The organism is Xanthomonas fragariae (assembly GCF_017603965.1).
In the GTDB taxonomy this organism is placed as follows: domain Bacteria; phylum Pseudomonadota; class Gammaproteobacteria; order Xanthomonadales; family Xanthomonadaceae; genus Xanthomonas; species Xanthomonas fragariae_A.
Map to the genome: position 1 here is coordinate 2970490 of NZ_CP071955.1, position 22269 is coordinate 2992758.

The 22269-nt window shown below is 60.5% G+C and carries 21 protein-coding genes, 1 other RNA gene, 4 pseudogenes and 2 other annotated features; of the genes and pseudogenes, 5 read left to right on the forward strand and 21 right to left on the reverse strand.

The annotated features are described in order from the left end of the window. Positions 1-6 precede the first annotated feature (6 nt). From J5I97_RS14080 to pilH, 5 genes are all read right to left on the reverse strand, one after another. Positions 7-192 (reverse strand): DUF2065 domain-containing protein, encoded by a 186-nt coding sequence (locus tag J5I97_RS14080; protein ID WP_208587185.1) that lies wholly within the window; start codon positions 190-192, stop codon positions 7-9. A gap of 249 nt (positions 193-441) precedes the next feature. Further along, positions 442-1305 (reverse strand): protease modulator HflC, encoded by an 864-nt coding sequence (hflC, locus tag J5I97_RS14085; RefSeq protein ID WP_208587186.1) that lies wholly within the window; start codon positions 1303-1305, stop codon positions 442-444. Beyond that, entirely contained in the window at positions 1305-2453 is a 1149-nt protein-coding gene (hflK, locus tag J5I97_RS14090) for an FtsH protease activity modulator HflK (RefSeq protein ID WP_208587187.1), read from the reverse strand. The genes hflC and hflK overlap by 1 nt, the downstream gene beginning before the upstream one ends. 199 nt (positions 2454-2652) lie before the next feature. Further along, positions 2653-2793, reverse strand: coding sequence for a hypothetical protein (locus J5I97_RS14095; protein WP_208587188.1), 141 nt, complete (start codon positions 2791-2793; stop codon positions 2653-2655). 394 nt (positions 2794-3187) lie between these two features. Then, a complete protein-coding gene (pilH, locus tag J5I97_RS14100; protein ID WP_208587189.1) occupies positions 3188-3574 on the reverse strand; it encodes a twitching motility response regulator PilH in 387 nt (128 codons plus the stop codon). 319 nt (positions 3575-3893) lie between these two features. Between pilH and J5I97_RS14105 the strand changes: the two genes are divergently transcribed. Then, positions 3894-3960, forward strand: a non-coding RNA gene (locus J5I97_RS14105) — sX9 sRNA. A gap of 14 nt (positions 3961-3974) precedes the next feature. Here the strand turns inward: J5I97_RS14105 and J5I97_RS14110 are convergent. Together J5I97_RS14110 and J5I97_RS14115 are read right to left on the reverse strand one after the other, a co-directional pair. Next, a complete protein-coding gene (locus J5I97_RS14110; protein ID WP_208587190.1) occupies positions 3975-4865 on the reverse strand; it encodes a DnaJ C-terminal domain-containing protein in 891 nt (296 codons plus the stop codon). Between the two features lie 420 nt (positions 4866-5285). Next, complete coding sequence (locus tag J5I97_RS14115) at positions 5286-5762, reverse strand: Hsp20/alpha crystallin family protein (protein WP_208587191.1); 477 nt, start codon at positions 5760-5762, stop codon at positions 5286-5288. Between the two features lie 218 nt (positions 5763-5980). Between J5I97_RS14115 and J5I97_RS14120 the strand changes: the two genes are divergently transcribed. After that, on the forward strand, positions 5981-6415 hold the full coding sequence (locus J5I97_RS14120) for a peroxiredoxin (protein ID WP_208591750.1): 435 nt from the start codon (positions 5981-5983) through the stop codon (positions 6413-6415). A 42-nt stretch (positions 6416-6457) separates the two neighbouring features. Continuing rightward, positions 6458-6856, forward strand: a pseudogene (locus tag J5I97_RS14125) (ferritin-like domain-containing protein); the annotation flags it as partial. A gap of 39 nt (positions 6857-6895) precedes the next feature. Here J5I97_RS14125 and J5I97_RS14130 read toward each other — a convergent pair. The 3 genes and pseudogenes from J5I97_RS14130 to J5I97_RS20640 all read right to left on the reverse strand — a co-directional run. Beyond that, positions 6896-7711, reverse strand: coding sequence for an IS3 family transposase (locus J5I97_RS14130; RefSeq protein WP_430541841.1), 816 nt, complete (start codon positions 7709-7711; stop codon positions 6896-6898). Then, positions 7653-7781, reverse strand: coding sequence for a hypothetical protein (locus J5I97_RS20635; RefSeq protein WP_430541804.1), 129 nt, complete (start codon positions 7779-7781; stop codon positions 7653-7655). Before J5I97_RS20635 ends, J5I97_RS14130 begins: the two co-directional genes overlap by 59 nt. Beyond that, positions 7719-7835 (reverse strand) — a sequence feature (AL1L pseudoknot). It overlaps the preceding gene by 63 nt. Before the next feature lie 71 nt (positions 7836-7906). After that, positions 7907-8110, reverse strand: a pseudogene (locus J5I97_RS20640) (transposase); the annotation flags it as partial. A 114-nt stretch (positions 8111-8224) separates the two neighbouring features. Here J5I97_RS20640 and J5I97_RS14135 point away from each other — a divergent pair. Continuing rightward, positions 8225-9378 (forward strand): annotated as a pseudogene (locus J5I97_RS14135) (IS3 family transposase); the annotation flags it as partial. An 85-nt stretch (positions 9379-9463) separates the two neighbouring features. Here the strand turns inward: J5I97_RS14135 and J5I97_RS14140 are convergent. The 7 genes and pseudogenes from J5I97_RS14140 to J5I97_RS14170 all read right to left on the reverse strand — a co-directional run bounded on the left by J5I97_RS14140 (position 9464) and on the right by J5I97_RS14170 (position 15600). Further along, positions 9464-10813: a DUF6687 family protein gene (locus tag J5I97_RS14140; protein ID WP_208587193.1), complete on the reverse strand. Its 1350-nt coding sequence runs from the start codon at positions 10811-10813 to the stop codon at positions 9464-9466. A 13-nt stretch (positions 10814-10826) separates the two neighbouring features. Beyond that, entirely contained in the window at positions 10827-11882 is a 1056-nt protein-coding gene (locus tag J5I97_RS14145; protein WP_208587195.1) for an NAD(P)H-dependent oxidoreductase, read from the reverse strand. After that, positions 11875-12333, reverse strand: coding sequence for a dihydrofolate reductase family protein (locus J5I97_RS14150; protein ID WP_208587197.1), 459 nt, complete (start codon positions 12331-12333; stop codon positions 11875-11877). Before J5I97_RS14150 ends, J5I97_RS14145 begins: the two co-directional genes overlap by 8 nt. Beyond that, positions 12311-12724 (reverse strand): RibD family protein, encoded by a 414-nt coding sequence (locus J5I97_RS14155; RefSeq protein WP_208587199.1) that lies wholly within the window; start codon positions 12722-12724, stop codon positions 12311-12313. The genes J5I97_RS14150 and J5I97_RS14155 overlap by 23 nt, the downstream gene beginning before the upstream one ends. An 82-nt stretch (positions 12725-12806) precedes the next feature. Further along, a pseudogene (locus tag J5I97_RS20645) lies at positions 12807-13199 on the reverse strand (hypothetical protein); the annotation flags it as partial. A gap of 67 nt (positions 13200-13266) precedes the next feature. After that, the gene (locus tag J5I97_RS14165) at positions 13267-14952 is read right to left on the reverse strand and encodes a WD40 repeat domain-containing protein (RefSeq protein WP_208587201.1); all 1686 of its coding nucleotides are present in this window, start codon (positions 14950-14952) and stop codon (positions 13267-13269) included. A 12-nt stretch (positions 14953-14964) separates the two neighbouring features. Then, positions 14965-15600 (reverse strand): GTP cyclohydrolase II, encoded by a 636-nt coding sequence (locus tag J5I97_RS14170; protein WP_208587203.1) that lies wholly within the window; start codon positions 15598-15600, stop codon positions 14965-14967. 391 nt (positions 15601-15991) lie between these two features. On the opposite strand from J5I97_RS14170, the gene J5I97_RS14175 reads away from it, so the two are divergent. Beyond that, positions 15992-17047, forward strand: a complete 1056-nt coding sequence (locus J5I97_RS14175; RefSeq protein ID WP_208587205.1) for a formylglycine-generating enzyme family protein — start codon at positions 15992-15994, stop codon at positions 17045-17047. A 75-nt stretch (positions 17048-17122) separates the two neighbouring features. Here the strand turns inward: J5I97_RS14175 and J5I97_RS14180 are convergent, their stop codons facing one another. The 4 genes from J5I97_RS14180 to J5I97_RS14195 form a co-directional block, all read right to left on the reverse strand. Beyond that, the gene (locus J5I97_RS14180) at positions 17123-18112 is read right to left on the reverse strand and encodes a methyltransferase (protein ID WP_208587207.1); all 990 of its coding nucleotides are present in this window, start codon (positions 18110-18112) and stop codon (positions 17123-17125) included. Between the two features lie 77 nt (positions 18113-18189). Continuing rightward, positions 18190-19122, reverse strand: coding sequence for an L-histidine N(alpha)-methyltransferase (locus J5I97_RS14185; RefSeq protein WP_208587209.1), 933 nt, complete (start codon positions 19120-19122; stop codon positions 18190-18192). Positions 19123-19313: 191 nt separating this feature from the next. Then, positions 19314-20702: a pyridoxal phosphate-dependent aminotransferase gene (locus J5I97_RS14190; RefSeq protein ID WP_208587212.1), complete on the reverse strand. Its 1389-nt coding sequence runs from the start codon at positions 20700-20702 to the stop codon at positions 19314-19316. Positions 20703-21003: 301 nt separating this feature from the next. Then, a protein-coding gene (locus tag J5I97_RS14195) for an IS3 family transposase (RefSeq protein WP_371885889.1) occupies positions 21004-22232 on the reverse strand; the annotation gives its coding sequence in 2 pieces (ribosomal slippage) (positions 21004-21941 and positions 21941-22232; 1230 coding nt in all). Continuing rightward, positions 21838-21954 (reverse strand) — a sequence feature (AL1L pseudoknot). Its footprint overlaps the gene before it by 117 nt. Positions 22233-22269: the final 37 nt, after the last annotated feature.

The window sequence follows — 22269 nt, forward strand, 5'->3', positions numbered from 1 at the left end:
GCCAACTCAGTGGCGCACGACCCACAGTGCAACCGCGCCCACCACCACGGTGATGCCGCCAAACATCCGCAGCTGCGTAGATCGCAGGCTCAACAATTGCTCGGCCATCCGCTTCCAGGCATCTGGCGCGGCGAATAGCATCAGGCCTTCGAGAACGGCGACCAGACAGAGAGCGGTCAGTAAATCGTGCATGGAGACAACCGTGACATGGCGCTGAGTGTGCATTGCTTTGCTAGGGAGTGCAGCGAATCAACAGACTGAAGGTGAGAGGCAGCCAGAACCGTATTTCTCAGCACACTCCCACCATCCCCGAGGTGAGAGGAGCCAAAACGAAGACGCCCGCACAGGGGGGCGTCTTCGTTGCAGCAGGAGCAGGTGTCGTTGGACTGGCGAAGCGAAAGCGGAACTGAGGACCATCACGTCTGCCGCAGACGATTGCCTTTAACGATCGCTCTTGAGGTACTGCAAGAACGGGTCGTTCGTGTCCAGCACGATCACACCATTGCCATCGGCCATGGCGCCGCGATACGCCTCCAGACTGCGGTAAAACGTGTAGAACGACGGGTCTTTGGAACCGGCCTGACCGTAGATACGCGCAGCTTGGGCATCGCCTTCGCCGCGTAGCTTCTGCGCATCGCGCTCGGCGTCGGCCACGATCACGGTGGACTCGCGGTCGGCTTGCGCGCGGATAGTCAGCGCCTGCTCTTCGCCTTCGGCGCGCAGCTTGCTCGCTTCCTGCTTGCGCTGGGCGCGCATGCGTTCGTAGACGTCGGTGATCACCTGGCTGTCGGTCGGCAGGTCGATCTGCTTGATGCGCAGGTCGGTGATCTGCATGCCCAAGCCCTTGATGGCGCCGTTGATGCCCTTGAGCTGGCTGGCGATCAATTCGCTGCGGTCGCCGGAGACCAGCTGCTGCAAGGTGCGCGAGTTGATCTGGTTACGCAGCGAGTCGGTAATGATCGGAGCCAGGCGCGAATTGGCGACCGACTCCTCACCACCGGTGGCGCGATAGAACGCACGCACATCGGAGATGTAACCAATGGCGAAGAAGTCCACGCTCACGTCTTTCTGCTCGGCGGTGAAGTAACGCGCCGGGGCGGTGTCCAGCACCTGGAAGCGGCGATCGAACACGCGCACCGATTCCACCACCGGAATCTTGAAGTGCAGGCCGGGCTTGAGGTCGGCACGCACCACACGGCCCAGGTTGAGCACCATGGCGGTCTGGTCTTCGCGCACCACGAACACCGAGCCAATCAGGCACAGCAACACGGCGACGATCAGGCCGATAACTAGCGAATTCTTCATTATTCGGTTCCCTCGCGACCGGTCGGGCGCGCGCCGCGCTCCGGATTGCGGATGCTCTGGCTGCTGGCACTTTGCGGCGGATTCAACAACACATCCTGCGGCACCATCGACGGCATGCCACCGTTGCCGGTCTTGGCGTTGGCGTTGGCGTTGGCGTTGGCGGACTTATTGGCGTCGGCCGGCAGCTGTACATAGATGACTTGGCGACCATCGCTACCGATCACCTTGCGGTTCTCCGACAGCACCTTCTGCACGGTTTCCAGCCACAAGCGCTTACGCGTCACCTCGGGGGCGCCGGCGTACTGCTCCTGCAACAAGGTGAAGCGATCGGCGTCGCCCTCGGCTTTGGAAATCGCCGCCTGCTTGTAGCCTTCGGCACCGGTACGGGTGCGTGCACCCTGACCGCGCGCTTCGGGTACCACCTTGGCGGCGTAGGCCTGTGCTTCGTTGATCAGGCGCTCGCGCACCTGCTGGGCACCGTTGACCTCGTCGAAGGCCGGCTTCACTTCTTCAGGCGGACGCGCGTCCGGCAGTGTCACCCCGGTGACGGCCAAGCCGGTGTTGTAGGCATCCAGCGCCGCCTGCAGACGGTCCTTGGAGGCGATCGCCAGAGGGCCGCGATTATTGAGCACGGTATTGAGATCGGAACGGCCGACCTGCTCGCGCACGGCACTTTGCGCGGCCTGCTCCAGCACCAGATCGGCATTGCGCGAACCGAACAGGTACTTGCGCGGGTCGCTGATCTGGTACTGCACGTTGAGCGAGACGTTGACGATGTTCTCGTCGCGCGTCAGCACCGGCACCTGGTTGCTGAAGGTCTTGATCTCGGTCGCATTGACCTTGCGCACCGACTCGATCGGCCAGGGCAACTTGAAGTTGGGGCCGGGCTGCAGAATGCGCGAGAACTGGCCGAAGCGCAGCACCACACCGCGCTGCTGCTCGCCGATGAGCTGGAAGCTGGAGAACGGCACCATCAGCACCGCCGCGACCAGAATCCAGCGCCCCACGCCGCCATCGAACAGTTCTTTCAACGGGGCGGGCAGGTTGCCCCAACCACCACCGTTGCCACCACCGCGCGGGCCCCAGGACCTGCGACGGTTGGGATTCGGGCCGTCTCCGCCCTTGTTGCCGGGTGTGTTCCAGGCCATGCACGCTCCATGATCGAGGGGCTGTGCGGGCCAGTCCCGCAGTGCCGCCGTGTTGTTTGACTTGCTGATTCTACTAGATAGGGCAGACCAGTCGTTTTGAAAGGCCCGGTTCGCTGCATCCAGGTTTAGCCGGTGGGGCGAATGGGGCGGTTGGCTGAGTCTTGAGTGGGTTGAAAAAGGTAGCGGCGCGCTGGCGAGGTCAAGAAAGGACGCGCGCAAAGCTGCCTTCGACGTCGAAAGCCCGAAGCGCGCCGATCAGCTGCTGGAAGGCATGGTCGAACAGACCCGCCGCGCCGACGCTTACCTGCCACTCTCGCCCACCACCGGGTACGCCAAACACCGTTCTGGACCGAGTCGACGGTGATCAATGGCGTGGTATCCAGACTGGCAGGCAGGTGCATCGCGCGTGCGAGCACTGGGGTGTGTATCCGGCCCGATCCTGTGGTGGGGCGGCCTCGATGGTTGGCTGGCGCGTCAATGTTCATAGACCGACACGGATCAACCGACTACTGGCGCAAGACAGCGATGCGACCGAAAAAACAGTGACGAAACTTCCAAACCTGCGGTGCGTACTGGATGCGACCGATGGCAAGCGCGGTGAAGCGCGGGCTGTTAGCTATGGCGCTAAGGCGCGTGTTGCCCTGGGCTCTGTACGACGGCGATGACGCTATGAGAAACCGCTCGCTCGAACAAAAAACTCTACCCTCGATCACAGCTACAGCTCGCCGAAGCGATCATGCAGCCGGCGGTTCGTCTTTTTGGTTGAACACGCGCTCTATCACTTCCAGCAGTTCGTCTTCGGAGAACGGCTTGGTAATGTAGGCGCGGGCACCTTGCCGCATGCCCCACATGCGATCGGTGTCTTGGTCCTTGGTGGTGACCAGGATCACCGGAATGTGCTGGGTGGTCGGTTCGCGCTTGAGCATGCGCGTAGCCTGGAACCCGTTGAGGTTGGGCATGACCACGTCCATCAACACCAGATCCGGCAGCGACGACTTGGCAGCTTCCACACCAGCGGCGCCATCGGCGGCCGTGATGGTTTCATGCCCCAGCTTCTCAACGATGCGCTGAATCCCCAACAGCTGCAACGGCGAGTCGTCGACGATCAAAATGCGTGCCATGTGTTTTCCCTAGTATGCGCGGCAAGTGTAGTGCGCCGGCCGCACCTTCGGTAGCTGGGGGCGGTGAAGCTGGGCGCACCCCGCTGCTAGTGCGAGGTGAAAGTTAGACGCGCGTTGTCTTTCACCTCCTTGATACGGAAACGGTGACGCGGTGTTGGTTGGAGCAAAATGCATTTAACAACGTCACAGATCGCCGCTAGCGCATGCATCGCTTGGCTGCCTACCCTCACACCTCTCCTCCAGTGAGAGGGGCTTAAGAGCAGCCAACACAACGACTGCGCTCACCGCCAGGTGGGCGCGGCCGGTGCTCGGAATCGGCATGTACCACGCCTGCACTCCGGTTCCTCCGCACCGACCTGACGACTGCTCGCTACGCTTTGTTAGCAGCTCTAAAGCTAGCTCAAACCGTCTCGCCAAACGCCTTTGCCAGGTTGCGATATGCCTTCTTTTGCGCATCGTCTGTCGGCGCCGGGGCCAGGATCTCCAGCTCCACGATCTGGTCGCCCGGGGTGGTGCCCGGCAGGCCGCGACCGCGTAGGCGCAGCTTACGGCCGGCATCCGAGCCGGCCGGCACTTTCAACTCCACCGAGCCACCCAGGGTCGGCACGCTGATGGTGGTGCCCAGCGCGGCCTGCCAGGGCATGACCTGCAGGGTGTAGAGAATGTTACGCCCGTCCACCTCGAACTTCGGGTGCGCGGCGTATTCGATCTCCAGCAGCAGGTTGCCGCCGCCGTTGCCCTGCCCGCTCAGGCGAATCACCTGGCCGGGCTGGACGCCCTTAGGCACGCGCACGTCCAACTGTTTACCGTTGATGGTGATGCGCACGCTGTCGCCCGCGTGCACCGCTTCCAGCGGTACCGCCAGCTTGGCGCGGGTGTCGCCGCGCGCCTGCGGGCCTGGCCCTGAGCCAGAACCAGCACCGCGCGACCGGCCACCGCGCTGGCCGGCGAACAGGCTCTCGAAGAAATCGCTGAAGCCGCCGCCGGCACCGCCGTTGCCGAACACTTCCTCGTAGTCGAAGCCCTGCCCGCCGTGGTAATTGGGCGGAGCCTGGAACTCGTCGCCCGGCCGGAAGCCTTGCGCCTTCAACTGGTCGTAGGCCTTGCGCTTCTGCGGGTCGCGCAGTGCTTCGTAGGCTTCGTTGATCGCCTTGAATTTGTCTTCCGCGCCCGCCTCCTTGCTGACGTCGGGGTGGTACTTGCGCGCGAGTCGGCGGTAAGCGGTCTTGATCTCCGCATCGCCTGCGCTCGGCTCCACGCCGAGCGTTGCGTAGTAATCCTTGAATTCCATCTAATCACCTCTGGAAAAAAAACGGCTCGCAGCCGAGGCCACGAGCCAGTTCGAACGCCTAGCAACACGTCGTGGACAGCTCTCAGGTGGCGCGGAGGCCCAGAACCGCACTGTACGAGGCGTACCTGCCGATTCCGAACACCAACCGTGACCAACTGGCGGTCACCCAACACGTTTGTTAGCCGATCTATTCGCAGCCGGGCGGGCGACCGCGCCTATTCTACGGCGCAGCCGCCGCCGGGGAACGAAGCCGATGACTTCGCTCCAGGTCCATTGCCTTGCAGCGGCGGCAGCAACTAGCGGGCAGGTGCCAGCCGGATGCTACCGATCGCGGAAAACCGACATGTACGCAAAGCATCAGGTCGGTACCGGGCACCGACCGCGCACCTAACGCTTGCACGGCCAGTGTGTCCGCTGCGCTTACTGCACAGTGCTGGCGCTGGTGTCCTGACCGTTGCCGACCTGGATACGACGCGGGGTAGCCGCCGGGCGCTTGGGAATGCGGATTTCCAGCACGCCATTGTTTCCGGCAGCGGTAATGCCATCGGCGTCGGCGCTGTCGGGCAGCGCGAAGCGACGGTGGAAGCTGCCGTAACGGCGCTCGATGCGCGAGAAGCGCTCGGTCTCGGTGCTGGACTCGCTCTTGCGCTCGCCCTTGATCGACAGGATGCCCTTGTCCATCTGCACCTCGATCTGGCTCGGGTCGATGCCCGGCAGATCGGCATACAACACGAAGTGGTTGGCTTCCTCCTTGATGTCCACGCGCGGCACCCACTGCGCGGTCACCACTGCCGATTCATCGGTGTCGCCGTTCTGCTCGAAGAAGCGGTCGAACACATGCTTGATCTCGTTTTGCAGGGCCTGGGTGGGCCACTGGGGATAACGAACGATGTTCATTGCGAACCTCCAAAAGGTTGGGTGACGGGCCGGCCGCCGCAGCATGCACCGTTGCGCCGGCCATGCGCGTCAAATAGGCCTGGCGCTGCAGATTTCAAGCGCTTTGACGCGCGTTTCCCATCCCTCTTTCTAGAATTCGTTCAGCTACAGGGGCCACCCATGACTATCCATATGTTGGTGACCGCATTTCCGAAATTTCCAAAGTCGTGCTCAAGCGCATGCGCGAAGGCATCGAAGCAGTCGATCCCCACACCTTGTTCGCGGGCCGCAAGGTGCTGCTGTCCACGGTGCCGGGTGCCTTCACCCCGACCTGCTCGGCCAAGCACCTGCCGGGCTATGTGGAGCACTTCGAAGACGTTCGCAAACGTGGCATCGACGTGTTGTGTACCGCCGTCAACGACCCGTTTGTGATGCAGGCCCGGGGCCGCAGCCAGCTAGTGCCCGATGGCCTGCACCTGCTACCCGACGGCAATGCCGAACTGGCCCGTGCGCTGGGCCTGGACATCGACGCCAGCAGCTCGGGCATGGGCCTGCGCTCGCGCCGCTACGCACTGTATGCCGACGACGCCGTGGTCAAGGCCTTATTTGTCGAAGAGCCCGGCGAATTCAAGGTGTCTGCCGCCGATTACGTGCTGGAGCACCTGCCCGATTGATGCATTGATTCCCCCGTCCACTCAGAAGGAAAACGGCCAGCCATGTCTGATCAGCCAGCCAGCAAAACCCCTGCCGGTATCACCGATACCGCCACCCTGCGCGCCCGCGCACGCCAGAGGATCGAAGACGGCGCCATCACCGAGAGCTACCACGCCGATCGCGAGGCGGTGATCGCCCTGCTCAACACCGCATTGGCTACCGAATACGTGTGCACGCTGCGCTATTACCGCCACTATTTCATGGCCAAGGGCATGCTTGCCGATGCGGTCAAGGGCGAGTTTCTGGAGCATGCGCAGCAGGAGCAGGCACACGCACACAAGCTGGCCGAACGCATCGTGCAACTGGGCGGCGAGCCGGACCTCAATCCGGACACCCTGACCAAGCGCTCGCACGCCGAATACAAGGAAGGCACCGATCTGCGCGACATGGTGCGCGAGAACTGAACCGCCCCGGGAAATTGGGAGGCTGTTTGGTTTGAGTCACGCCGCTTTGGCGTAACCGGCCTGTTGTCGATAGTAAGCCTCTTCGGCTTCCGCTGGCGGAATGTTCCCGATCGACCCCAGCAAGCGTTTGTGGTTGTACCAGTCCACCCAATCCAGCGTGGCCAGTTCCACATCCTGGCGGTTGCGCCACGCGCGCCGGTGGATCACCTCGGCCTTGTACAACCCGTTGATCGTCTCGGCCAACGCGTTGTCATAGCTATCGCCCACGCTGCCCACCGACGGCTCGATCCCGGCGTCGGCCAGCCGCTCGGTGTAGCGGATCGACACATACTGCACGCCGCGGTCGCAGTGGTGGATCAGGCCGCCTTCGGTTGGACGACGCGCATGCAACGCCTGCTCCAGCGCGTCCAGCACGAAGTCCGTGTGCGCCGTCTGCGACACCTTCCAGCCCACGATCCGCCGTGCGTACACGTCGATCACGAAGGCCACGTACACGAACCCGGCCCAGGTCGAGACATACGTGAAGTCGCTGACCCACAGTCGGTTCGGCGACGGCGCATGGAACTGTCGGTTCACTTTGTCCAGCGGGCACGGCCGCTTGTCGCTGATCGTGGTCTTGACCACCTTCCCGCGTACCACGCCGCGCAGGCCAAGTGCGCCCATCAGCCGCTCCACCGTGCAGCGGGCCACTTGATAGCCCTCGCGCTTGAGCTGCCGCCAGACCTTGCGCACGCCGTACACCTGTCGGTTCTGCTCCCATACCCGCCGGATCTGCGGGCGCAGCGCCTGGTCCTTACCACCAGCGGTTCGGGCGCAAGTTCGCGTCCGCTTCCCGCCCCGCGTGGCGGTAATACGTCGACGGGGCAACCTGCAGCACCTGGCAGATCGGCTCGACCCCGTGGACATCGCGATGTTCGGTCACGAACGTGGTCAGGGCTTGAAGCGGCGGTCGAGCTCCGCCTAGGCAAAATACGCGCTGGCTTTGCGCAGGATCTCGTTGGCCTGCCGCAGCTCGCGGTTCTCCCGCAGCAGTGTCTTCAACTGCGCACGCTCGTCCGTGCTCAAACCCGAACGCTCGCCAGCATCACGCTCGGCCTGCCGCACCCAATTGCACAGCGTCTGGGCCGAACAGCCGATCTTCCCGGCAATCGACTCGATCGCCGCCCACTGCGAGCCGTACTCCCCCTGATGCTCCCGCACCAGACGAACCGCACGCTCTCGCACTTCCGGTGAATATTTCGTCTTGCTCATGGCTCCATCTTCTCAAGAGTTGGAGCCTCCCGAAATCTCGGGGCGGTTCAGACGGGTTCACCCCCGATTCCACGGACACTTACGAAAAGGCCGATCTAGGCCGAAGGAGTGTTCATGTCGAAGCGAAGAAAGTTCAGTGCGGAGTTCAAGCGCGGTGCGGTTGAACAGGCTTGCCAGCCGGGTGTCAGCTGTTCCCAAGTGGCCCGGGAACTGGGTATCCGGGACAGCTTGTTGAGTCGCTGGAAGCGGGAAGCTCAGGCCCATGGCAAGGTGACCTTCGGGGGCACCGGCACGCCACGGGACCAGGAGCTGACCAGGCTCAAGCGCGAGTTGGCCCGCGTGCAGAAGGAACGCGATTTTTTGCGAGAAGCGGCGACGTTCTTTGCCAAGGGATCTTCCTGAGGTATCAGGTGATCGAACGTTGCCGCGATGTGTTTCCTGTTCGACTGATGTGCCGCTGCCTGCGCGTGTCGGCCAGCGGCTATTACGCCTGGAGTCAGCGCTTGCCCAGTGGGCGTCAGCTGGACAATGCACGCTTGCTTGGTCGTATTCGGGAGTTGCACCAAGACAGCCGTGGTGTGCTGGGGGCAGGCCGGATGCAAGAAGATCTTGCCGCCGAAGGCGAGTCAGCCAGCCTGAACCGGGTGGCGCGTTTGATGTCGGCAGATGGCCTGCAAGGCTGGCCGCGCAAGAAGCAGCGCGGTCAGCGGGGTCAACCCGGACTTCCACCGCCGAACGTACGCAACTGGCTGGAACGGGATTTCACCGCATTGGAGCCTCAGACCAAGTGGGTTACTGATATCACCGAGATCAAGACCGGCCAAGGTAAGTTGTATTTGTGCATCGTGCTCGACCTGTTCAACCACTTGGTCGTGGGCTGGTCGATGCATCATCGGCAGGATCGGCAGATGGTGATGCGTGCCGTGCAGATGGCTGTGTGGCAACGTCAAGGCATCAAGTCGACCATCCTGCATTCCGATCGCGGCAGTCAATTTCGAAGCGGCGACTACCAAAAGCTTCTGCTGGACAACCGCTTGGTGTGCTCGATGAGCGCGGTAGGCCATTGCGGCGATAACGCCGCCTGCGAAGGCTTTTTCGGCCTGCTCAAGCGCGAGCGCACCTAGCGCACCACCTACCCAACACTCGATGCAGCCAGGGCCGATGTGTTCGACTACATCGAGCGACGCCACAACCCTAGAATGCGACGCAGGATAGCCAAGCAGGATTTGAAGTTTTCCTCCCTTTTACAACCGTCCGTGGAAACGGGGTATAACCCATTATGGCCCGCGCAGAACGACGTGTCTTTTGCGGGGCTGGTGATGCGGGCCTATCTCAACGTAAAGGCCGGACGCTTTAGGCGGGCACCCATCCTGGCGGACACTCGGTCAGATAGGTCGCGACGATCCGGTAGAGCCTGTCCTTTGCGATGCGGGACGTGCCAGTTGAGTAAAGGCAGGGCATGATCTCGACTACGCCATGGTAGTGCCAGAGCCCTTGATCCGTCGCCTCGATCCGATTGAGCAAGTCGGCCAAGGCCGCCAGATCCTGCCTATGCACATCAACGGCGCCGGCAATGTCGACCCAGCCTTCATAGCGCTGGTGAAGCTCGACATGCCCATCGCAATAGAGCAGCACGTTCTTGCAGTCCGTGCGATTGTGAAAGGATGGGATGCTGAACCCGAGATACGTCTCGATGCGGTAATCCTCGATCTGCGCAGTGTCCCACATCGACCGATCAATGTCAAAAAAGGCGAGGTCCTTCGCGTGGTCCTCGGCTAAGGTGACCTTGCCGTCTTCGAACATCTGCTGTGTCCGCCGATACCGTTCGAAGTCTTCATGCCAGAGGGAGCGAAATGCGTCGACCGACGGCGCGGCTAGGATCTCATCGAGCAGCAGCAGCCCGCGTTTGAACTTCTCGTGACAGCGGCGCTTGCTGCTTTGTTGGTAAACCACCGGATCGAGCAATCCCTGCTCGGGGTTGTTGATGGCCTCAAGCGCCATCGCGATCTTCATCGCGGTTTCGTCACGCGTCTTCCTGAAGTCACCGTAGGATGCAACCTCGATCATCAACTCTCGGTTAGCGGACGCGCGGTCGAAATTCATGAACGTATAGGCCGAGACCAGCCCATCGAGATCGAAATGCTCGGTCGTCACAGCCCGGTCGCTGTCGACCGCATTGCTGCCGTCAAAATAGGTGAAGACGCTTTTCGCCGACAGATCCGTCCTCAGCGCCGCGGGGGTATCATTGTTCGGCCAATGCGACAGGGTCAGAGCGGTTCCTTCATTGGCGATGCTGTCCACCGTGATGTTCGGCATCGTCCGGCTTTTTTCATAGTCGACGTACTTGACCCCGCCCTCTTGCAGCGCAAGCGTGTGCCCTGTGTCGACGGTCAAAGATTCCTCGGGGAGCGGCGTCAGTGGACGCTCCAGCATAGGCTGGTCTTCCCAGGCCAGAACGGGCGAGCCGCCCGCTTCTTTAAGCGTTACGGTTGGAACAACGATGTTCGATACGCGATAATCGGTCGGGTCACCAACTGTCTTTGCCCCCAAGCCGCCGCGCCAGGCGGCGAAATCGATGAACCGGTTGTCGATGAGCACGCCGACACGCCCTGCCAGCCACAAAACGAGCCTGTCTTCAAGCATCGGCAGCACGTCGTCATCGACGGTAACCGACGGCCCGCCAAACACGTCAATCTTGGTCATCGCGTGTGACCTCTCAGGCTTTCTTACCGACGTGTTGACCGGCTTGGCTGTTCTCAAAGATCAATTGATCGCGCTCCGGCGAGTAGATCTCGATCAGCAGCCCTGCCGGGTCCTTGAGGTAGACAGAGAGCCGTTCGCCATCGGGCGCGGCATTCGGATAGGGCAGCGGGTTGTTGCCCCTCTCGTAGGGAATTTGCAGTTTTTCGATGTGTTTGGAGAAGGTCAGCACCCCTTCTTTGCTGGTTCGCACACCGAAATGCACCTTGTTGCTCGCCGCGACGTCCCTGGCCTCTTCGATGTAGAACTCGAACCCGTTGAAATCGGTGACAACCTTCCGCGGGCCGAGGTTCCTGAGGTACTTCACGCCGAAAACATCCTCGTAGAACTGAAGCGACTTGTTGACGTCGAGCGCCAGAATGTTGAGATGGTTGAGGTAGGCGTCATTGATCACGGGCGCGGCTTTGTTGGAATGCTCTTTCTCCACCCAGACAGTATCCGTGGCCGAGATGTCCTTGCGCAACTGATCCTCGTTGTATTTGAAGTAGTTGATCGCCTCGGTGAACAGCACGAAGTCCGTGGTCAAATCCCGAAGACGCTTTGTGATGTCGACAGAAAGATTGAAGTCGTCGTCAAAGTCATCATAGGTCAGCGTCACGTGCCGCGGGAAGCAGAACGTCTCTTGCTCGAACACCATGCTCATCGCCAAATCTCCAAGCGCGAGGTGGCTGCGGAGCGTTCCCGCTGCAACGACAAAGGCCACAGGCTTCTTCGTCAGGGCCTTGTTGAAGATCTCGGATGTGAGCTTCATGATGCTGCTGGCGGAATAGCAGTAGACCGGGCCCAAAAAGATGATGCCGTAGGCGCGCTCGATCTTCTTGTTCAACTCGGCATATTCCGGCGGCAACCCTTCGAGCCCGGTTGCGTTGATCCAAGCTGGGGGCAAGTCCCGAATGTCGACGATTTCAGCCGTCCGCTTGGCGTCCTGCAGACACCGCAAGATGACGGGCGCGGCGGAACGGCTGTGCGATGGATCGCTGGCGGAGTGACTGATGATCAGAAAGTCAGACATTGATGAAGTCCCCTAGAGGTTCCGGTAGATGTATCAATTCAGGCCGCGCGGCCTTCGCGCTGACATCCGCCAACTGGAGCATATCTTTCACCGGCTCGTTGGCTAGCTCTATCAGCACGTCTGTTTTGATTTGCGCCGTGTTCACGACATTCATGCTGCTTAGGACGCTCAGTCGTTCAGGCGGGCTCATCAGACGTGCGTGCTGACCGCCGCCGATCACGCCGGACTGGAAGACATGTGCGATGTCGACCAAGTCGCCCTGCAGCAACAAAGACAGCAACTTGGGGCCGCCTTCAACCAGTACACTGTTGATCGGCCGACCGAGTTTAGCAGCAACGCTCGGCTCCGAGAGGCTGGCGATCAAATGCTCAAGCGCGTCTGTCCCCGGCGGAATGGTGCGCAAATGGATGTGGCCGAGCGCTTCTAGCTCAGTCCGTCGATCCGCGTCCAAAGTGGTTTGCAGTGGCTTGCGAAAGACGACGATGGGCGCGTCGAGGCTGAAGAGTGTCGCGCGCAGCGCTTGCCAATCGGGTATCGGGCACTTGAAAGACCCGGCCAGACGGATCGAAGAGGACCCGCACCGGGTGCCTGTGGATCGGAAGCGGGGAGTTCCGCACCGTAAGTGTCGGCTTGTCGACAATGGCTGTTCCGGCACCCACCAGTATCGCATCGTATCGCTGGCGCAGCCAATGCGCGCATATGCGCGACTCCGCGCAGGACACCCAGCGCGGCGTGCCGCTGTCGAACGCCAACTGTCCATCGAGCGTTTGCGCCCATTTGCCCACAATCAACGGGCGGTCCATGGAATAGCGCATCAGAAACGGCAGGTGCCAAGCCGCCACTTCTGAACCCTAGGACGCCGGTTTCGACCTCAACCCCGGCAGCTCTTAGAATAGAAAAACCGCGCCCGTTCACGCGAAGATCGGGATCCCCGACGCCGACGACGCAGCGTTTGATCCCTGTGCCGATGATCAGATCGACGCATGGCGGCTGCCGCCCAGTGTGCGAACACGGCTCCAGCGTGCAGTAGAGCGTCAACTCATGCGGGTTATGCTCGGACGACAAGGCTTCTATCGCGACGCGCTCGGCATGGCGCTGGCCGCAGACCTCGGTGCTGCCACGGCTCACAGCGACACCGTCCTTGTTCACCAGGATGCAGCCGACGCCGGGGTTGGGCTCGCTCAACCCGCAGCTCTGCATCCCCTCCAGAAGAGTCTGCGCCATCCAATACTCATCTCGGCTCGACAGCATGTCGAGCGCCGGATCTTCGCCAATCAACTTCGGTATGCTGCCGAAGAGTGAATACCCTTTGCGCATCAAAGACCTCTCGCATGAGCAAATGGCATTTGGCGGTCATCACGCCGCCAAGTACCGGCGCGCGTGGCTAGACAGCCGTCACCTCGTGGATGTAGCCATCGTATGAGCTGGCCAAGAACCGACCCAGGGCTGCCGCTGGCGCGATGTTCGAAATGCCCGCCGCGGTAGGCCGGACCTTCTTCAGCCAGGCGCGGGCGCTGGTGTCAAATATCGCGATCTGACCGCCATAGCTGCCAACGGCGATGAACTTGCCGTCGGTTGTCGCCGACACACACTTGACCGAGTTTGTGACCGGCGTTTCATAGACGCTCGCTGTGGCGCCATCCCAGATCCGCAGCTTCAAGTCCCGGCTCACGCTGGCAAACTGTCCGTTCGCCAGCACGACACAACCATTTGCGATTCGGTCATGCGCGTCCTCCAGCGCGTGTTCGAGGCCATAGTCGGAAATCCGGTGGATCGCAGCCGCCCCCGTCGCGCAGACAGAGAAGATGTAATCGCCAGAACAAGCGATCCCCTTGACGGCGTTGTCGTGGAGCTGGATCGTATCGGTATACTCCGCCGTGCCCTGCGGCGTCAGGCGTAGAATGATGCCCTCACCGGTATAGGCGCCGACGATCACATGCGGTGTGCCGTTTTTGGTGAACGTGGCTGCGGTGTTGATCGGGGACTTGTGCTGATGCACCAGCGTGCCGGATCTCGCGTCGAAGATCGCCCCAATCTGCCCACCGGTGAGAATAAGATCGCCGATGGGCTGCAGGAAGTTGCAGAGGCTGCCGACCTCAGAGATCGGCTTGCCATTGCAAAAGAGCCAGCCCGAATCGCCGATGGCGTAGATATCGTCCCTGTGGTCTGTCACCGCGTTGAAGGAGACATAGGGTTCGATGCCGTCGATGTTCCACGACTGGCTGTCCAAGTCGAAGGTCGCGTAGGTCGACCCAAAGGTTCCGAACACCAACCTGTCATTGCTCTGGAACGCAACCGATCTCGGCCAGATGATAGACGGCAGGTCCGCCTTCAGTTGCAGCGCGAGATCGTCATCGGCGCCGACCCGCCACACCATTAGCGAGCGGTCGTAGCTGAGGGTGACCAAAAGCTTTTCCGGCGCGCTGTAGACGATGCGCTTGATCCCGGCCTCATGAGCAGAGGTCTTTGTGATCTCGCCGCCTTTAATAGTCAGGATATCTCCGGCGTCGTTCCCGGCAAACACGATGCCCGTTTCTGTGATCACGATGGTGTCGGTCTCAATGCCGCCGAGGTCATGGGTCTCTAGAAGGGCGCCTGTCATGCCGTCCCAGTGCCGGATCGTGCCGTCGTCACTGCTCGACACCAAGGTCTTTCCGTCCCCGATCCAAGAGACAGAAATGACATCCGCCGTATGCCCTTGTAGTCGCGCCATAGGCGTTCCATCGATCTTGAACGTCCGGATGTCGTGGTCCCGCGAACAGGTGGCGATCACCTCACCGCTGGGATGGAACACGCTCATCTCGATGTCGTCGGTGTGCCCGATGCAGACGCCCACAAGCCGCATGTCCGGCACGGACCAGACGCGCGCGGTGTAGTCGCTGCCTGAGCTGACCAGATACCGCCCGTCCTCGCTGAACGAACATTGGTTCGCCAGGTGATCATGGTATCCGCGCAAGACAGGCAAATGCGTTTCAGCGTCCCACAAGATGATCTGGTTGTCGTAGCCTGCGGTGGCGATGAAGCCAGTGGAATGGCAGGCAATTCCGCTGATCGGACCAAGGTGTTTCATCCTCAATCCCTCTTATGTTGCATTCACACGTATGGCGGCGATATCAAGCGTGTGGTTCATCTTGTCAGATTTCGCCTTTAGGTAGTTTTGATTGTGCTTCGTCAGGAACGTACCGGTCGGTAGCATCTCGACGATGGTGATGCCGTGCTTCTCGAGTTGCTTGCGCTTGTCGGGGTTGTTCGAGAGCAGTCGGATGCGCGGGCACCCTAGGGCGAGCAGCATCTCGGCCGCTGCCTTATAGTTGCGTAGATCGGCTTCGTATCCGAGCCTCAGATTGGCCTCATAAGTGTCCATCCCTTCGATCTGCAGAAGGTAGGTGTCGAGTTTGTTGTAAAGCCCGATCCCCCGCCCCTCCTGACGCAGGTAGAGCAGGTATCCGCCGTCATCTGCAATCCTCCTCAGGGCCTCGTGGAGTTGATGCCTGCAGTCGCAACGTTCGCTGCCAAACACGTCTCCGGTCATGCATTCAGAGTGAAAACGCACCAAAGGGATGCGCACGTCAGGGCCGAGACCAATCGCAAAGTGCTCATCAGGCTCGCACAAGTTCTTGAATGTGTAAAAGTTCGCTGGCTTCACGCCTCCAGATAGTTGGATCGGAACTCTCGCACGGATCGACGCAATCTCGACCGTCGTCTGATCACCGTCCATGTCACCTCCATTATAGAGTTTGCGCTCTGGAACACCAAGACACTAAACGATTATAATTGTCGCTGATCCTATACTACAGGTAAAACTGTATCAACTCACTTGCAAAGCGTCAACTCAAGGAATACCGACAAACTGGATGATCCGCTGGCTTTCTTCAGAGGAATTCGGCGGCGCTCACGTGCGCGAGATACACAATCTTTAGTGGACTCCGATTGTGGTGCGGTGCCCTTGGACGGCGGCTCTATCTGCACTCGATACATGCAAGAGCGAGCGTTTCGCTGAGACCTTTGCCGAACCCGCTGATCCTTGGAAGACCACGCCGTCTTTGAAGGCCAGTGCGAAGGGGACTGATGCGATACCAAAGCGCCGCTTGCGCCATGAATGAGCAACGATGGAAACCGACATGAAGCCGCTATCACCAAGCGAGACCTATGCCCGCGACGCCAGCAATCACGAAGCGTGCGTGTTCGCACCTTTGGGCCCGCCTTCGGTCGTCAACGATCGCGAAGCGATGGGCTATGGACCCGGCTATGTTCATGCGCGCCTGCCCGATCACGACAAACTGGCGGAAGCGTGCCGAGACCTCTCGGCAGAGGAGCTGATCAAGGTCCTCGACGATGCCTCCGCACCGCTTGAGCAGCGCATCGGGGCAGGCACGCGTCTCAACCAAATCGGGGATATCCGGCTTGATGTGCAGTCGCCCAACATGATCGAGTTGCCCGCGGTCTCGGCAAAGATCGGTCTGGCGCGCGACCAAATCGACGCCGTTTTGAGCGAGAATGACGGCCTGTTTCTAGAGCGGTCATGGATTGAGAAGGAATGCCCGGAGCATCAGGTCGACCTCGACCGCTTCGCGATCGGCAAATACCCGGTGACAAACGCGGAATACATGGAGTTTCTGCGCGCCACGAAGTCGAGCGAAATTCCATCCAGCTGGCGGTTCGGGCGCTACCCCAGCAGCCGCGGCAACCACCCTGTCTACTCGGTCTCTCCTGCCGGCGCCGAGACCTACGCGGCGTGGCTGGCGGACCTGACTGGCCGCAAATTCCGACTGCCGACAGAGGCGGAATGGGAATACGCGGCATCGGGGCCCGATCACTTGGAGTTTCCCTGGGGCGACACATTCCAGGTCGATCTGTCCAACACCGCCGAGTCAGGGCTCTTCACCACGACGCCGGTCGGCTGTTTTCCCGACGGTGTGTCGCCCTTCGGCGTCCATGACTTAGCGGGCAATGTCGAAGAGTTGGTGGCCGATGTCTACGGCGCCTATCCGGGCGGGACGGAGATACACGATGACCTCGCGCTGGCTTTCGCCGAAGGGTATCGGGTTGCGCGTGGCGGCAGCTTCACACGGTTCCGGGACCTGGCCCGCACCCGCCGTCGGCACGGCGCCTTCCCGCGCGAGATCTACGTCATCGGCTTCCGCTTGGCAGAAACGCTGTCTTAGAGTGTGATCGTCCGCCCCGCGACCTGTTCGCGGGCGGGACTTGGACAAGTCTATCGCGCTGGATGAAGGGATTCGTTAAGCCGCAGAGCGCTTTGCAGCCACGATGACGCTCGGCATGTGATGCTCGAGCTCATAGACCTTGATGTCGGTGCAGTTCAGTTCCGCCAGGTCGCGCTGCACCTCTTGGATGCTCTCCAAGTACCCATCACGGGTATTTAGGATCATCTTCATCGAAAAGGTGTGGTTATTCGACGGGTTCTTTGGGTCCTCCTCGTCCATGAAGAATTTTCCAACGAAGATACTCCCACCCGGCGTGATCGCGTTCACGGCGCGGCGCAGGATATTAATTTTCTCGTCGGCGCCGTAGCTGTGAAGCACGTCGTTGATCAGCACAGCGTCGTACTCGCCCACGATCTCCATCTTCCGTGCATCGCCGGGGACAAGCGTGACTCGGCCCAGCAGGTCGGTCGGCATGCTTTGCTTGGCGTAGTCGATTGCCACGGGCAGGTCATAGACCGTCGCCTGCGCCTCGGGCTTGAGTCGCAGCACCTCGGCCGAGAACGCGCCATGCCCGCCGCCGACATCGATGAGGGACGTAAAGCCGTTCGCGTAGTCGCAGATGATCGGCGCCGTCTTGGTTATTCTCTCCCGGTTTGAGGCTTTGACCATGTCGAGATAGGTGAAGATCGAGTCTGTGCTGAAGACCGTGTCCTCGCGACTGCTTTCGGGCTTCGCTTTCAACATGCTGGCGAGCTTGAGCCATTCGCTGACTTCGTCGCGGTAGTTCTCAAGCGCCCCGATCTCTTCGTCGCCAATTGATGCTTTCAGCTCTGCGTCGAGCGACACCGCGGCCCCGTCTGTTTGCAGAACCCCGAACTGAACCAGGCAGTTGATCAGCGCGCACAGACGCGGGGCCTTGACCCCGAACGCGTCGGACAATGTGTCGATGGGCGCCGGCTGATCTGCTGCCATAAGATGCTCAAACAAGCCGAGTTCCATTGCCCCAAACAGGATGCAGGATCTCCGATAATCGGTCGCGATGCTCTCCAATAACGGCGTCTTCATGGTCCGTCTCTTCCTTCTAAAGGCTGCTCAGCTGCGGACTGCGGCACGCAACCTGCGTTAATGGGACATCGCCCAGATCACTTGGCGGTGCGGAACAAAAACAGCCCGTAGTGATCGCTTTCATCCGGGTACAACTTCTGAAGCGTGTATCCGGACCGCTGCATCACGTCTTCGACCTGGTGGGGGTAGAACTTCCGCATCTGACCGATCTGGAAGACGTCGCCGGGCTGAAGCTTAAATTTCTTATCGATGGCGCCGATGGTGACGACCTGATCCTCTGTGCTGACGATGTTGGGCCGTACGACCAGGTCATCGCGGTCAAAGCTCACCTCGTATTTGAACTTCGAGATGTCGAAATTCGCGTCCATCCACTCGTTGAGGTTCTTGAGACAATGCAAGGCGAAAAGATCGTTCAGCCCGTATTCGTCTTTGTAGGCCTTCACAATCTTGCGGTCGTCGTCCTTCACAAGATCGACGCCGAGCAGGATGAAGTGGTCCTGGCTTTGCGACTTGGCGATGGAGGAGAAGAGATCCGTGGCTTCCTTGTCCGTGAGGTTGCTCAGGTTGCTTCCCAGGAACAGGAACAAGGAGGTGGCACTGGTGTGCTTCACCTGCGCAAGGCCGCCGTGGAAGTCTGACGCTATGGTCTGAATGTCCAGCTTCGGAAACGCGGCGCTGATCTGTTCATGCAGCTTCCGCAAGATGTCGTCGTTGATGTCGACGCCGATGTACTGATGCGGCGGGCTGACGGCAGTCAACGCTTCGAGAAGCGGGTAGAGCTTGTCGCCGTTGCCGCACCCAAGTTCTACAATCGCAGCGTTTTGCGATTCCGCGATGATCGAGGCCGCTTCCTGTTTCAGCAGGCGGAACTCGGCCTTCTTGAGGTAGTAATCCTTGCAGTCGCTCAATTTCGCGAAGTAAGCGGAGCCGATATCGTCATAGAGGAAAAAGGACGGAACCCGCATCGGGTTTTCCTCTAGGGCGGCTATTAATTCTTGCTTCATGTCCATGTGGTCACCTCCGTTGTTATTGATCAGGCGTGCGATGCTGCAGACGGTCGCCACACTGGGCGACACCCAAGTCTCTCTCGGTCTGCCGGTGTGGGTGGCCGGGCTTAGCGCCACGGTCATGCGATGCGCGCGCGTCGCCCGAAACGGCCCCGAGGTTGGCGTGGCGCAGGCGCAAGGTCGCTTCCCGTCAATCAACGCAAGACGCCCCCCCCCCCCACGACCTCTTCCACACCCGCAGTCTCGGGCGCAGCGCGTCCCTTCTTGCGCGCGTAGTAGTCTCTCAGGATCAGCAGGGAGTTATGAAAGTTCCGCTCCGGCACCGAGAGCGACAGCCGTATGTAGTAGACACCCGTCGTGTTCTTCGAGTTGTCGTGAAAGCAGCGCTCCGACAGGATGCAAACGCCGTGCTTGAGCGCGAGCTCTTCTTGGTCGGCGATCTCATTGCTGGTCACCATCTCCTGCAGTTGCAGAAGCACGTTGAAGCCCGCATCCAGAACGATGTCGTGCGGCGCCTCGGTTCCAAAGATCTCAACGATGTTTTGGTAGTTGCGCGCGATCCGACCCTCCAGCACGTGGACCTCATCGACATAGGCCGCAACGAAGTTCGCAATGAATTCGTCAACACCGACTTCGCAGGCCGGGAAATCCGAGGGGTACTGGCGCACCGCATCGCGGAAATGCCTGCGCGCGAACCGCACTACGCTGTCGGCCTCAGCAACCCCGATCTTGCTGGCAAGTTGCCCGATGCGACAAAGCGCCAGTGTCGGCGTCCCAAACACGACGGGGTTGAGGCTTCTTGCGCGTATCTCAGCTTCCAGCCCTCGGATGTATCGCTTCTCCATAAGCAGGAACCCAAGGCGGAGACCGGCGAGGCTAAGCGACTTCGACGGCGAGTCGATCACAAAACAAAGCCCGTCGAGGATGTAGTCGTAGACGAGTTTCGAGATGTCGTCGGTATCGTCCCAAGGCATCAGGCACACCCGGTCGACGATCACCAGGCATCCGTTGGCCTGCGCCCAGTTCAGCACCTCCTCGTAGTACCGCGCCGATCTCAGTACACCGCTGGGATTATGCGGCAGGGAGATGATGATTACCCTGGGTTGAATCTTGCCCAGGCGCTCCAGGACATAATCGATCTCCGGCACTATCACGCCCTGGTGGGTCACCTCCAAGTATTGGATGCCGAACCGGTTCATGAGCGAGCTGTAGACCGGGAACGACACACCAATCATCGCAACCGTGTCGCTGCTCTGCAGATGCCCCTCGTGCAGGAAGTACGATAAAAGGCAATGCGCGCCATCGGCCGCGCCATTCGACAGGGCGCAACTGATCCGGCGCGTGCTGCCGACTTGTTTTTGTTCGCAAATCTCAATGATGTCCGTGATGTATTTGCCGCCCACCGACCGCCCGTAATTCCGGTAGCTCAGGTCATGCTGTATCTCGAAATGAAGCGCGTCTTTGATGCACTGCATCGTGGGCTGCCAGTTGACACCGGCGGACATCTCGGTGATGCCAATGGACTGGGACGCTCGCGTGAACAAACTGAAGGACTGATAGATGTTTTCAGAAGGTTCGATCATGACGTTCTACAGCATTAGGGGCCCGACCTGGCATTGTTGCCGTTAACCGTGCGTAATCTGACGCCGAGGCCAGAGAGGGGTGCGCGGTCTGTTACAAGTACTTCTGTCTTCTGGCGACTCTATCGCATGAGCGCCTTAATGCTGTACCTCAATCACAGATATAACCTATACGAGGGGCAGACTCAACTTCCAAGTGCAACACCTTTGCCAAGTGTAGGGTGTTGAGATGGGAAAACAGTACAGTCATCTGAGCTCAGAGGAGTGAACCGCCCCGGGAATCGCGGAGGCTGTTTGATCTAAGTCAGGCCGCCACCGCGGCGGCTTGACTGGCGATTTGTTGATAGTAGTTTGCTTCGGCCTCTGCTGGCGGGATGTAGCCGATGGATTGGAGCAGGCGCCGGCTGTTGAACCAGCTCACCCATTCCAGGGTGGCCAGTTCCACGGCTTGTCGGGTCTTCCATGGCCCACGGCGGTGAATCATCTCGGCCTTGTATAGACCATTGATCGTCTCGGCCAAGGCGTTGTCGTTATCGCCCGTGCTGCCCACCGAGGGCTCAATGCCGGCCTGCGCCAGGCGCTCGCTGTAGCGGATGCTCAGGTATTGCACCCCGCGGTCGGAGTGATGGATCAAGCCGTCCTCATGGCCAGGTTGGCGTGCATGTAGCGCCTGCTCCAGCGCATCAAGAACGAAGTCGGTGGTCATGGACTGGCTGACCCGCCAGCCCACGATGCGCCGGGCAAAGACATCCACGATGAAGGCGACATACAGCCAGCCCTGCCAGGTCGAGACGTAAGTGAAATCGGAGACCCACAGCTGATTGGGCCGGGCAGCCTGGAACTGCCGGTTCACCTTGTCCAGCGGGCATGGGGTCTTGGCGTCACTGACCGTGGTGCGCACCGCCTTGCCACGCCGCACCCCACGCAAGCCCAGTCGGCGCATCAGCCGCTCGACCGTGCAACGGGCCACGGCCTGGCCTTCCCGGTGCAGCTGCTTCCAGACCTTGTCAGCACCGTAAACCTCCAGGTGCTCGCTCCAGAGCGTTTGAATCTTCGGCATCAGTTCGCGATCGCGCTGTGCCCGGGCACTCAGTAACGAAGGATCGCGTTGTCGTGCTGCGTGGCGGCGATAGGCCGATGGGGCGATCTGTAATACCGCACAGATCGGCTCGACCCCGAAGCTCTTGCGCTGCGCATCAACCAGGGAGTACATCACTTCAGCCGGCGGTCGAGCTCCGCCTGGGCGAAAAACGCGCTAGAGACCTTGAGGATCTCGTTGGCCCGGCGCTGCTCCTTGTTCTCGCGTTCCAGCTCCTTGATCCGCTGTGCTTCGGTCGTGCTGACGCCTGTGCGCTTGCCGGCATCCACCTCCGCACGCTTGACCCATTCCAGCAGCGTCTGCGGCACGCAGCCAATCTTCTGCGCAATCGACTCAATGGCCGACCACAGCGAGGGGTAGTCCGCGCGATGTTCCTGCACCATCCGCACCGCCCGCTCACGCACTTCGGGGGAGAACTTGTTCGTCTTGTTCATGGCTTCATCCTTTCAGGAGTTGAAGCCTCCGTAAAAC

Excerpts from the sequence above, each read along its gene's own strand:
- J5I97_RS14080 (WP_208587185.1), bottom strand. The coding sequence starts at position 192 with ATGCACGATTTACTGACCGCTCTCTGTCTGGTCGCCGTTCTCGAAGGC.
- hflC (WP_208587186.1), bottom strand. The coding sequence starts at position 1,305 with ATGAAGAATTCGCTAGTTATCGGCCTGATCGTCGCCGTGTTGCTGTGC.
- hflK (WP_208587187.1), bottom strand. The coding sequence starts at position 2,453 with ATGGCCTGGAACACACCCGGCAACAAGGGCGGAGACGGCCCGAATCCC.
- pilH (WP_208587189.1), bottom strand. The coding sequence starts at position 3,574 with ATGGCACGCATTTTGATCGTCGACGACTCGCCGTTGCAGCTGTTGGGG.
- J5I97_RS14110 (WP_208587190.1), bottom strand. The coding sequence starts at position 4,865 with ATGGAATTCAAGGATTACTACGCAACGCTCGGCGTGGAGCCGAGCGCA.
- J5I97_RS14115 (WP_208587191.1), bottom strand. The coding sequence starts at position 5,762 with ATGAACATCGTTCGTTATCCCCAGTGGCCCACCCAGGCCCTGCAAAAC.
- J5I97_RS14120 (WP_208591750.1), top strand. The coding sequence starts at position 5,981 with ATGCGCGAAGGCATCGAAGCAGTCGATCCCCACACCTTGTTCGCGGGC.
- J5I97_RS14140 (WP_208587193.1), bottom strand. The coding sequence starts at position 10,813 with ATGACCAAGATTGACGTGTTTGGCGGGCCGTCGGTTACCGTCGATGAC.
- J5I97_RS14145 (WP_208587195.1), bottom strand. The coding sequence starts at position 11,882 with ATGTCTGACTTTCTGATCATCAGTCACTCCGCCAGCGATCCATCGCAC.
- J5I97_RS14165 (WP_208587201.1), bottom strand. The coding sequence starts at position 14,952 with ATGAAACACCTTGGTCCGATCAGCGGAATTGCCTGCCATTCCACTGGC.
- J5I97_RS14170 (WP_208587203.1), bottom strand. The coding sequence starts at position 15,600 with ATGGACGGTGATCAGACGACGGTCGAGATTGCGTCGATCCGTGCGAGA.
- J5I97_RS14175 (WP_208587205.1), top strand. The coding sequence starts at position 15,992 with ATGGAAACCGACATGAAGCCGCTATCACCAAGCGAGACCTATGCCCGC.
- J5I97_RS14180 (WP_208587207.1), bottom strand. The coding sequence starts at position 18,112 with ATGAAGACGCCGTTATTGGAGAGCATCGCGACCGATTATCGGAGATCC.
- J5I97_RS14185 (WP_208587209.1), bottom strand. The coding sequence starts at position 19,122 with ATGGACATGAAGCAAGAATTAATAGCCGCCCTAGAGGAAAACCCGATG.
- J5I97_RS14190 (WP_208587212.1), bottom strand. The coding sequence starts at position 20,702 with ATGATCGAACCTTCTGAAAACATCTATCAGTCCTTCAGTTTGTTCACG.